This is a genomic window from Pseudidiomarina sp., from assembly GCF_048267825.1.
GTDB lineage: Bacteria > Pseudomonadota > Gammaproteobacteria > Enterobacterales > Alteromonadaceae > Pseudidiomarina.
The window spans coordinates 112,182-122,557 of sequence record NZ_JBLWWR010000006.1; the positions used below are offsets into that span (position 1 = coordinate 112,182).

Here is a 10,376-nt window from a genome sequence, read left to right on the forward strand (position 1 = left end):
GAACCCCTTATTTCTGTTTTGTTTGATCGGTCGCTTGAGCTTCTTCTTCAAACTGCTGATTGATAAGTTGTTGCTGCTCCAGTTCAAACTCTTCCTGGTCTTGTGGGAAGTAGCCCTGACGCTTGATGAATTCGGCAGATTCCGAGGTATGCACAACAATGGTTATCCGCCGGTTGCGGGGGTCTTCTGGCTCAGTGCCATCTAGCGGAATTCTGTCGGCGGCACCCATCACTAATAACAAACGGTCAGATTCATAGCCCCCAGCTAATAACGCCTTGCGTGATTCGTTCGCACGATCTGCAGAAAGCTCCCAGTTACTATAACCACTCTCGCCGCCCGCATAAGGCAAACTATCCGTATGCCCACTGATGGTGATCTCGTTGGGTATTTCGTTTAACAACGGCGCTAGGGTGCGCAACAACCGCTCCATATAAGGAGCAATACGGTCACTCCCCACCTCAAACATCGGCTTAGTTTCGGTATCCAGCATCATAATGCGCAACCCCTCTCGGGTCACATCAAAACGCATCTGTGCTTTGAGGGCTCGCAATACAGGATCGGCCTCGATGGCTGCTTCAACGCGACGACGAATTTCATTAAAATGCCGACGCACATCAGCTGGGCGAGTTTCTCGGCGCATATCAATTCGTGCTTGCTCACCATCCATATGTGTCGGGTCGGCGCCGCCCCCCTGAATAACACTCGCCGCATTACTGGATTTTTCACCGCCAGCCATTGCTACAAGTAATGGCGTGCGAAAATATTCGGAAATACTCTGCCGCTCTTTTTCACTCGACATCGCCAGTATCCACATCACCAAAAACAGCGCCATCAGTGCCGTCATAAAATCCGCCAAAGCAATTTTCCAGCTTCCGCCATGATGCTTTTTAACGATCTTCTTGCGGCGAATTATGATTGGGCGCTGTTGGTCAGACATAGTTACGACTCCGCTTTCGCGCCACGGACATGCTCTTCAAGCTCGGTAAAGCTAGGCCGTTCTGAGGTATGCAGCGCTTTGCGGCCGAATTCAACAGCCAATTGCGGTGCATAACCATGCATACTCGCCAGCAACGTTACGCGGATTACCTGCAGTGCTTTTACCATTTCAACCACTTGCCGTTCGATACGACTGGCCAATGGATTGATAAAGCCATAACCGAGCAAAATACCAAGAAACGTACCTACCAATGCGTGGGCTATCATCGTGCCCATAACGTCCGGGGGTACATCAGCATTACTCAGTGCGCGAACCACACCTAAAACGGCAGCTACGATACCAAATGCAGGCATTGCATCGCCGACTTTATGCAGTGCGTCCGCAGGGATTTCAGCTTCGGCTTCAAAGGTTTCGATTTCGTGAAGCATGAGCTCATCGAGTTCTTGCGGGTTCATGTTGCCACTAATCATTAACCGTAAGTAATCGGCAATGAAATTTAGCATCATGGGGTCTTCAAGTATTTCCGGGTGTTCTTGAAAAATTGCGCTCTCATCGGGGCTTTCGATATCACGTTCGACCGCTAGCATACCGTCGCGGCGCATTTTGTTGAGCAGCTTATAAATAACCGCGAGGAGTTCGAGGTACGTTTCACTATTGTACTTGCTCGATGCTTTTAGACGTTTTGAGGACTGTACGGTTGCCTTGATAGCCTTGCCGTTATTCGCAGCAATAAATGCACCCAAGCCAGCGCCGCCAATAATCATAAACTCCAGCGGCTGGAATAAGGGGCCGAGAGCTCCACCTGCAAGCGCGAATCCGCCAAACACGGATACTAGAACAATTATAAAGCCAAGAGGGATTAACACTGCCGCTTCCTTATCCAATAAAACACATCTATATGGTTTATCGGCGCGGGTAGCCGCAACTTAAATTTCTTTTAGAGATTTTACCGAATTCTTTCGCAGCGGTTTACCTGCTCGGGACGGAGGTTGGCACACACCACACATATAGTTTGTATCTGGCGTATGCGCATGATTTACGAAGTTTAGACCGCAGCATGTACATTTAGACAACTGAAACATATCGCTTTCAAAAAAACGCACTAAGGTCCATGCCCGCGTGAGCGCCAGCACTTCTTCTTCGCCACAGATTTGAATGTGTTCTTGATACAGTTTGTAAGCCTTGATAAAAGCTTGCATTCGCTCTAATCGTTGGCCTTCACGCAATCGAATATAAATATTATAGAAAAACGATGAGTGCACATTCGGTTGCCAAGTCATGAACCAGTCTGTGGAAAACGGTAGCATGCCTTTTGGTGGTGATTTACCCGCCACTTCTTTATACAACCTAACTAATCGGCCCCTATTTAAACTAACTTCAGACTCAAGTACTTGTAACCGAGCGCCCAACTCAATGAGCTCTATAGCCAGTTGCACCTGATTCAGTTCTTCAAGAAGCTTCGTGGTACTCACCAGAGCTAATCCTTGTGGTTAACCTAGTTAAGCAGATGCCATATGCATTGCTAAATGAGTGGCTTGCATGCCAGTATCACGTTTGTTGGTCAGAATAGCTTTTAACTGACTGACAGAGCCTAAATTAGGCTGCAAAAAACTGTGTGATTGTCGAGCTAACATGGTCAGTTCTCGAGCGGACATATCTGCGATGAAATCAGCAAGATCATCATCGATTTTCAAACGAAAAATTGCTGTATCGCGATCTTCTACGATTAACTTCTGAACTAACATCAAGTAACTCAAGTTTAGTTCCTGTAATTCAGAAATTGTTTTGTTCTGACTCATGGGGGGGTATTTCTCCAACACTACCGATTGTTTTTCGTTCTTAACGCGATCTTTAGCAAATCTTTACAGTGTCGGTCAATGAAAAGTTTCAATCTTTACAGTATGGAATGTATACATATTTGTATGTATTTTGTTGATTAGTCGTCCATCAATTACAAGCTATCAAGGTGTTGCGTCCACCTCTTTTGCCCATATCAACAACTCTGCAACAATTAGCCAAAGCGTTTGTGGTACAAAATCATCAAGGTCAATCTGCGATAAAAGCGCAACGAGTTCTGGCGAATCATGTACAAACACACCATGAGCTTTTGCCGTTGCAATAATTTTTTCCGCAACTAATCCGTCCCCCTTTGCCACCACTTTGGGTGCCGGCTCAAATTCTTGATAGCGTAATGCAATTGCTTTTTTATTTAACTGATCATGGTCACTCATTGTGGCAACCTTTTTACGGGTATTTCGTCAATTTCAACACCGGCTCCAACACGCAACCGAGCAATCAACCGCGATGTTGCTTGTTGCAACGAGGGTACCAACAGCTCGGCACATTGCAGTTGCATGGTTAAACGCTTTTGCTCAAATCGCATTTGAGCGCGTATTTCGCCAACGTTCGGCAAACTTAACTTGAGCTCGCTGGTCCAGGCAGGGGGTTCTGGTGGCTCGCCTTGTTGCTTCCGTTGTTGATCGCGCCAGCGTTGTACCAGCGGATTTACATCAGGTTGCACCAACCATTGCAAGTGAGCCTGTGGCCATAACTCAGTGTCCATACGCAGCATACCTGAATTCAAAACCTCAAGTTGTTGACTGAGAATCTTTTGAATTTGAGGTGCGTTCGCTTGAAATTGACCAAGGTTCTGCGGCTGTTGCCGCACTTGAAGGAACGGGATTTTGTCAGCCGCCCATCGCGCCAGAAGCGCTTCGTAAAATACGCCCGAGTCCTTCACTAAAGTCTGTAATCGACTCATCAAAGTCAATACGTCGAGCTTTTGTGCGGTTTGAAATAACGGGGTATCGGGTTTTATTAAACCGCCGGCGCCGTGATTAAGATGCTGTTGCGGAATTTGTTGCTGAAATGATTGGATTAAGCTGATAAGTCGTGCGACTTGCTGACCAGCCTGACTAAACTCCGTGGTACTCGCTGCAGCTTGAATCGGCGCTACTGGAAGGGTGTGACGCGGCAATAACTCCACTGTCGAACGTTGCTTGGCAACCTGATGGACCAACGTGTCCAACAGTGGCGTGATACTGCTCAATTGCGATAGCTGTGCTCAAGCTTCTGCTTTTTCTGCATGCTGAGCAACGTTTGCTCCAACATGGCACGCCGTGCGACAAGTCTCTCGCGAACTTCTCGGTCTTGGTCCATGATGGTGCTCAAAAGTTGTAATTTATCCAACTGCTGATCTTCCGACAGTTGCACTTGTGCTTCGGCATGACTCAACCGTTCTACCTCGCGAACATACTCAACTTCTGCTTCTATCAAGGTATCCCAATCTTCATTGCGCACACTAGCAAGCATTTTATTCGAATGCTCTAACAGCATGTGATACGACATTATGACCTCCGTCGGTGTCATCACGTAATCAGGTTGTACTTGCGGTTGCGCGGCCACAGCCTTACGCTCCCTCAACCTGAGGTTGAATTTCTCGCCATGCCGAGCCGATTTGCTCCAACAATCCAGCGGCTTCATCAAGCTTGTCTACGTCGTTTTTTAGGTTGGCCTTTAGCAGCAAACTGGCAACGTACTCATAGAGCGCTTCTAAACGCTCGGCGAGCTCTCCGCCTTGTTGTTTATCAAGCGCAGACAACAACCCTTGGTTTACAATATCGAGTGCCTTCGCAATAGCCACCGACTTTTGCGCAAGGTTATTATTCTCAAGGTGCAACTTGGCTGCTTTGATTTGCTTTTGCGCACCTTCAAATAACATGGCTATCAGTTTGTGAGGGCTAGCCGCCAACACATGACTTTCTACATCAACACGACCATAAGCCGCAGCACCTCTCATTCCGTACATAATCAAAACTCCTGGTCGATGCTCTACGACTTATTCAGCTGTGCATTTAACGAACTAAATTGCTGCGTCAAATAGGCACTGGTGGAATTCATACTCGCGATCATGCTGTCCATTTGCGCGAATTGCTTACGATAAATATCTACCGTGGACGCAATGCGTTGCTCTTCACGAAAATAGCGCTCATCAAGACGCTCAATAGTGCTTTCAAAACCTTTAAGCCGGCTTTGAATGGGGCCATCGTCAGCAAGCAAGTTTGTCAGCGTTGTTTTTGCTTTTTCCGCGAATCCTTGAACAGTATCTGAGCCCGCAAGAAACTCCTGCAGCTTCGGTAAGTCATTTTGTACTACCGCCGCGAGTTTATTTTCATCAATTTTCAGTTGCCCGCCTAACTCACGGGAAATACCAATATCGCTTAGCATTGAAAACTGGCCGGCAACCGTTTCGCTCAATAAGGTGCTCATGCGCGACTGAATGGTGCGCACGCCACTATCACCTAACAACTGACCGGGCGTGTCTGAGCCAACATCGTAGTCAGTCATTTTTGTGACCAGCGTTTGCAACTCATTATAAGCCGTCACGAATTCTTCAACTTGCCCCGTAATCGCTTCTGCGTCACGGGTTATGCTCACTTGCGCTTGCCCTGGTTTGGCTAAGGACAAGGTTACTCCCTGAATAGCATCTTCCACGACATTGGTCTGACTGCTAATGGCAATGCCATTTACGGTCAGTTGGGCATTCTCTGCTAAAATTTCAGTTGCCGCATCGCTAGCTAAATTGCCGGCCAGCGCGCCGCCATAGGTAATATCCGTAATACTGGCGTCGGTGCCCGTAGTCGCTGAGGTAAGAACTAAACGATAGGGCGTGCCGCTGCCGTCATTAATAATCGAGGCCTGCACGTCTGACTGGCCGTTGTTAATTGCATTACGTACATCTTCCAAAGATGTACTGCCATCGGCTAAGTCAATGCTATGACTGGTGCCATTGGCGAGAGTAAAGCTGACGTTGCCCGTTCCAGTTCCCAGCTGCGCCGCACTATCAGCAACCCCTTGGGTTGCAATGGTATAGGCGCGCGCCAACCCTGTTACGTCAACGTTATACGTGCCAGGCGGCGTGTTGCTGGCAGCGGCAACGGTTAAGGCGTCGCTGTTGACTGTGCTTGTTGTAGCTTTATAAGTCGTGCTTAGATTCAACGCGCTGGTCGCATCTTGAAATTTCGTTAACGCGCTTTGCAGTTTGCCATAGGCTGAAATACGCGCTTCGAAGCTACGCTGCTGCTGGGTAATAGGTTGCAGTCGCTGCCGCTCTGACGCTTCGAGCTGATTCAGCAAGCCGTTCAGGTCTAATCCTGAACCAATACCTAATGCTGCAATAGATGCCATGGTGTAAACCCCTACTCTTGATACAAACCAGTTTGCCTGAACAAATTCAAATCAAAACCGATAAAAGGCGACGCTAAACCCGTCTTTTCATTTTATCGGCCGCAATTTGAACAACTTTAGCTTTCAGGAATTAAAACTTCGCGAATGCGTCCCAACTCTGCCATGGCGCTACCTTCTAACGGTGGCCCCAGCTTATCGTCAGGGGCTAATTTATGAGGAGAAACACGAACTCGATTGACGCGCTTTTTTGCATCCAGCCCAACCACCCAAGCAAAACTACCCTTTTCAAAGCGCAAAAGTGTACCGACAGGTAACGGACCGAAATGTGCGTTGTAGCGCTTAACCCAAGCTTCATCAAATTGTTCGGTGCGTGTTTGCATCGACTTGCCCGCTGCAACCGTTGAAATAGCGGGTCGGTCTGGCCGGTTGCGTTGCATGGCATCCACTGCATCAACCACTGCGGCAGCGCGCGCAAGCTGGCCTAAATGGGCACCACGTAAACCATGCGGATACCCAGAACCGTCCAGCCGTTCATTAATTTGGGCGATTACGTTTTCCCGAACAACCGGTGCAAGCCACTTCACGCCATCAAGCTTTTCAATAATCGCTTCAACATGCGTTTGCATTTCTTCATAAACATCGGTGCTTAAGGTTGTCGCACGCCAAATTTCAGGCGGCAAGGTTCCTTTGCCGAGGTCGTGAACCATAGCGCCGGCAACCACCGCTTTGCGCAAATCGCGTGGCATTTTCGCCGCGTTTAATAAATCCGCCAGTCGAACGGCAACCGCCAATCCATGTTTTACCCAGCGCGATTCGCGATGAATGCAATGCACTGCAAATAAGGTTTCTTGCCGATCATCTTCAAGCATGTCGAGCACGCGGTCGGCATGCAATGATAATTGTGAGGAGTTCACCGGCTGCCCTTGCTTCATCACCACCATTTGGCTGTCTAGATAGCCCGCGATGCGCGCCAACCTTCGTGCCATTGGGGTTGCATAGGTGTGTGCATGACGGCGGCTAAGCTTTTTGTCATTTTCATCATGAACGCGGAATAATTCAGATTCGCTGCGGCTCTCACCATTACCGGCACTGCGCGAAGCTTCACGTTCTATCTCACGTACATAGCCCCATATTTCGCGTTCTTGTGGCTTGCTCACATTTTCAAACTCGAAACCAACTGCAAGCACCTGCCTGTCGTTGTCGGTTTTTAAATGGCGCACTTTGGCTTTGACTTCAAAGGATGTGCCATTCGGAAAATACAGCTCAATTTCTGTGGCAATATCCGGCAACACCCGCGACACGCCATCTTGCATAAAAAATTCCGCCAGGCAGCCGGTAGCTGACAAGTCTTTTAGGTCACCTTGCAGCTCGACCAACTCGTCTTTGTCATTGTCTTTACTGCGCACATGCACGCCAACTTCCATGCCAATCCGCAAAGTCGCTCGAAAACTCGCTCGCCGCTGCTTCACAAATATTTCTGTTGGCCAGTCTGCGTAGGCTAATAGACGACTTTCAACCGTGGTAAATTCACGAATGGACATCGGCCCACTGCGAACCAGCCCACCCGGTGTAAACCCTGACAAGATGAATTTACCACCACGCCGCAGCGGCGGCGCCACATCACGAATGGCTGTGAGATCGAACAGTAAGTAATCTTCTTCGAGTTGTTCAACCAATACCACTGGATGATCTTTCTCGGCTGGGCCTAATAACGTCAGCACAGCTACGCCAGGCTGGCTTAACGAGTCATAGTAAGTCGCTAATTCAACCACGCTATTGATAGGCGTAAACTCATTTTCGGACGTTTCAGTGGCCTCGCTCACGCGATGCTCCTTTCCATTATTGTATTTTTATATATTCCGTTTATCGGCAGAGCGCCGAGTGCCTTTAATATAGCAAGCGCCCGATAAGCTTTGAAAAAAAAATTCAACTTTCTGAAAAATATTTCTAAAGGTTTTCATTAAGTCACCGATAACCCTCTGTGACGGCAGGCCAAACATGGCAGCCTAATTTGGAAACAGAAGGAATAAGACTATGTCAGTTATCAATACAAACATGACCTCGCTGATTGGTCAGCAAAACCTCCAGAAGTCACAGTCTTCACTGCAAACTTCTATGGAGCGTCTGTCTTCAGGCCTGCGTATTAACAGCGCCAAAGACGATGCAGCTGGTCAAGCAATTGCAAACCGAATGACTGCACAAATCACCGGTATGCGCCAAGCACAGCGTAACGCAAACGACGGTATCTCTATGGTGCAAACCATGGAAGGTGGCTTAAACCAAATCAATGACAACTTGCAGCGTATCCGTGAGTTGGCAGTTCAAGCAGCGTCAGATACCAACAGTGCCGATGACCGCGCGTCAATCCAAACTGAAATCACTGAACGTGTTGCGGAAATTGATCGTATCGCTGGTGGCGCAAGCTTCAACGGCACGAACTTGTTAGACGGTAGCGCTTTAGCACCACTGCAAATTCAAGTGGGTTCAAACACTACCGCAAACGACTCAATTCAAGTTGCAACAGTTGATGCTACGTCAGCAACATTAGGCGTTGGTGCATTAGCTGTTACCGACGCGGCAAGTGCTCAAGCAGCAATTGACTCAGTTGACACCGCGTTGTCAACAATCGACACGTCACGCAGCACCCTTGGTGCCACGTTAAACCGTTTCGATTCAGTTGTTGAAAACTTAGCAACAACTTCAACCAACTTGTCTGCTGCACGTTCACGTATCGAAGATGCTGACTATGCAGTTGAAGTATCAAACATGACCCGTGCGCAAATCTTGCAACAGGCTGGTACTTCAGTATTAGCACAGGCGAACCAGGTTCCTCAATCAGTATTGTCACTGTTGGGTTAATCTTCGCTTCGTAAGACGATTTAACAGGCTCCTTCGGGGGCCTGTTTTGTTTCTAGTAACAGTTAGCAAGAGCACGATTCATGAACGCTACAGGCTCGCGGATATCGTCAGAAAACCTCATTAACGACGTTATCCCAAAATTAAAAACGGTCGAATTTATTCTCGACACCAAGCTTCGCGCGATTATTGCGAACAGCAAAGATGCGTCACAACGCAGCCGCTATGAAGTTTTACAACAAGAATTTCAACTTGAACTGATGATGATTCAAATGAACCTTGAGCATCTATTAAATCGTTATGCAGACATCTTGCAGCCAGCAGGTAAACGCCCAGAAAACACCCTGCTTGATCTGGACGACAGTGAGCAAGTTGCGCTTACCGCCGTCGCTAATTTATACCGTAAAGTTAGTGAGTTCGCGTCAAAACTCTAGCTCACCTGATACGCGTCTAAAGTTTGTACAGTAGCTGCCGATAACTTGAATGAAGCGAAAATTGTTTCGTCTATTTTGGAGATACTCTATGGCCTCGCCAATCAATGAAGCGACTACAAACTGGCCCGTAACTCATGCCGCGGCAGAACGCCAGCGCTTAGACCGTGTGTTACAACAGCTTCCCGCCGTTCGACAAAGTGAAGTTCAACGCGAGTTAAAGCGTGATGAGCTAATTAAACCGGTGCAGCAAATTAACGAAGTCATGAACAACTACGGCATTCATTTTGAATTGCACGATGAGACTGGGAAAATCGTGGTGAAAATTGTCAGTCAGGAATCCGGTGAAGTCATTCGTCAAATTCCAACTGAAGAAGTCATCCGTGTTGCAGAGCATCTTCATACCATGTCAGGTTTGCTCGTAAGAGAAGAGGCATAATGCCTCTTCTGTAAGCGCCCATTAAACCTGCATATTCATAATATCTTTATAAGCACTCACCAACTTATTGCGCACTTGCACACCCATTTCAAAGGCAAGCCCTGCTTTTTGTTTGTCTACCATAACCTGGTTTAGCGATACGTTTGGATCACCCAGCTGAAACGCCGTGGTATTCGCTGCTGCGGTTTGCTGCAGTGCATTAATGCGGTCAATTGAATTTTTCAATTCCCCGGCAAAACCACCCGTTTGTACGCCAGGCTGCACATTCAAATTTACCTGCGCTGCAGGCGCCGCCACTTCTGTTTTCATCGCCTGCATTTGCTGCAGTGCGGTTTGTATGGCCGGTACGCTCATGACCCTATCCTTCTTCTGACAATCTTCAACGGGATTTTTAGTGCCACCAAATTTAACAGCATCAAGGGCAACTGAAGCGATCAAAAGCGCATAAAAAAGTGCGCTTATTGTCCCTTTGAGTTGCATTGCGGTGGGCATAATGTGCACTAGATAATTCCCCCTGCTTGCAGCT

General features: G+C 47.9%; 14 protein-coding genes. 3 read left to right on the plus strand and 11 right to left on the minus strand.

Annotated features, from left to right (window positions below; all coding sequences use genetic code 11):
* Nucleotides 1–7: 7 nt before the first annotated feature.
* The 10 genes from motB to ACN0UN_RS07005 all read right to left on the minus strand — a co-directional run bounded on the left by motB (nucleotide 8) and on the right by ACN0UN_RS07005 (nucleotide 7,947).
* Nucleotides 8–937: a flagellar motor protein MotB gene (gene motB / locus ACN0UN_RS06960; RefSeq protein WP_128352493.1), complete on the minus strand. Its 930-nt coding sequence runs from the start codon at nucleotides 935–937 to the stop codon at nucleotides 8–10.
* A 2-nt stretch (nucleotides 938–939) separates the two neighbouring features.
* Nucleotides 940–1,803: a flagellar motor stator protein MotA gene (motA, locus tag ACN0UN_RS06965; protein ID WP_128352494.1), complete on the minus strand. Its 864-nt coding sequence runs from the start codon at nucleotides 1,801–1,803 to the stop codon at nucleotides 940–942.
* Nucleotides 1,804–1,863: 60 nt separating this feature from the next.
* Nucleotides 1,864–2,409 (minus strand): flagellar transcriptional regulator FlhC, encoded by a 546-nt coding sequence (gene flhC / locus ACN0UN_RS06970; protein ID WP_128352495.1) that lies wholly within the window; start codon nucleotides 2,407–2,409, stop codon nucleotides 1,864–1,866.
* A gap of 27 nt (nucleotides 2,410–2,436) precedes the next feature.
* Nucleotides 2,437–2,736 carry a flagellar transcriptional regulator FlhD gene (locus ACN0UN_RS06975; protein ID WP_128352496.1) on the minus strand — a complete coding sequence of 100 codons (300 nt, stop codon included), beginning with the start codon at nucleotides 2,734–2,736 and terminating at the stop codon, nucleotides 2,437–2,439.
* A gap of 162 nt (nucleotides 2,737–2,898) precedes the next feature.
* Nucleotides 2,899–3,168, minus strand: a complete 270-nt coding sequence (locus ACN0UN_RS06980; protein WP_339878976.1) for an EscU/YscU/HrcU family type III secretion system export apparatus switch protein — start codon at nucleotides 3,166–3,168, stop codon at nucleotides 2,899–2,901.
* Entirely contained in the window at nucleotides 3,165–3,986 is an 822-nt protein-coding gene (locus ACN0UN_RS06985; RefSeq protein WP_417659364.1) for a hypothetical protein, read from the minus strand. Before ACN0UN_RS06985 ends, ACN0UN_RS06980 begins: the two co-directional genes overlap by 4 nt.
* Entirely contained in the window at nucleotides 3,983–4,285 is a 303-nt protein-coding gene (locus ACN0UN_RS06990; RefSeq protein WP_164876821.1) for a flagellar protein FliT, read from the minus strand. The genes ACN0UN_RS06985 and ACN0UN_RS06990 overlap by 4 nt, the downstream gene beginning before the upstream one ends.
* A gap of 61 nt (nucleotides 4,286–4,346) precedes the next feature.
* A complete protein-coding gene (fliS, locus tag ACN0UN_RS06995; protein ID WP_339878972.1) occupies nucleotides 4,347–4,745 on the minus strand; it encodes a flagellar export chaperone FliS in 399 nt (132 codons plus the stop codon).
* Nucleotides 4,746–4,768: 23 nt separating this feature from the next.
* Nucleotides 4,769–6,124, minus strand: coding sequence for a flagellar filament capping protein FliD (gene fliD, locus ACN0UN_RS07000; RefSeq protein ID WP_417659365.1), 1,356 nt, complete (start codon nucleotides 6,122–6,124; stop codon nucleotides 4,769–4,771).
* Nucleotides 6,125–6,240: 116 nt separating this feature from the next.
* Complete coding sequence (locus ACN0UN_RS07005; RefSeq protein ID WP_417659366.1) at nucleotides 6,241–7,947, minus strand: HD domain-containing phosphohydrolase; 1,707 nt, start codon at nucleotides 7,945–7,947, stop codon at nucleotides 6,241–6,243.
* A gap of 211 nt (nucleotides 7,948–8,158) precedes the next feature.
* On the opposite strand from ACN0UN_RS07005, the gene ACN0UN_RS07010 reads away from it, so the two are divergent.
* The 3 genes from ACN0UN_RS07010 to ACN0UN_RS07020 all read left to right on the plus strand — a co-directional run bounded on the left by ACN0UN_RS07010 (nucleotide 8,159) and on the right by ACN0UN_RS07020 (nucleotide 9,850).
* Nucleotides 8,159–8,983, plus strand: coding sequence for a flagellin (locus ACN0UN_RS07010; RefSeq protein WP_128352502.1), 825 nt, complete (start codon nucleotides 8,159–8,161; stop codon nucleotides 8,981–8,983).
* Between the two features lie 80 nt (nucleotides 8,984–9,063).
* Nucleotides 9,064–9,414: a hypothetical protein gene (locus tag ACN0UN_RS07015; RefSeq protein WP_128352503.1), complete on the plus strand. Its 351-nt coding sequence runs from the start codon at nucleotides 9,064–9,066 to the stop codon at nucleotides 9,412–9,414.
* A gap of 88 nt (nucleotides 9,415–9,502) precedes the next feature.
* Nucleotides 9,503–9,850, plus strand: a complete 348-nt coding sequence (locus ACN0UN_RS07020) for a flagellar protein FlaG (protein WP_417659367.1) — start codon at nucleotides 9,503–9,505, stop codon at nucleotides 9,848–9,850.
* A gap of 21 nt (nucleotides 9,851–9,871) precedes the next feature.
* On the opposite strand, the gene fliE is transcribed toward ACN0UN_RS07020, so the two are convergent.
* Nucleotides 9,872–10,204, minus strand: coding sequence for a flagellar hook-basal body complex protein FliE (gene fliE, locus ACN0UN_RS07025; protein ID WP_128352505.1), 333 nt, complete (start codon nucleotides 10,202–10,204; stop codon nucleotides 9,872–9,874).
* Between the last annotated feature and the right edge of the window lie 172 nt (nucleotides 10,205–10,376).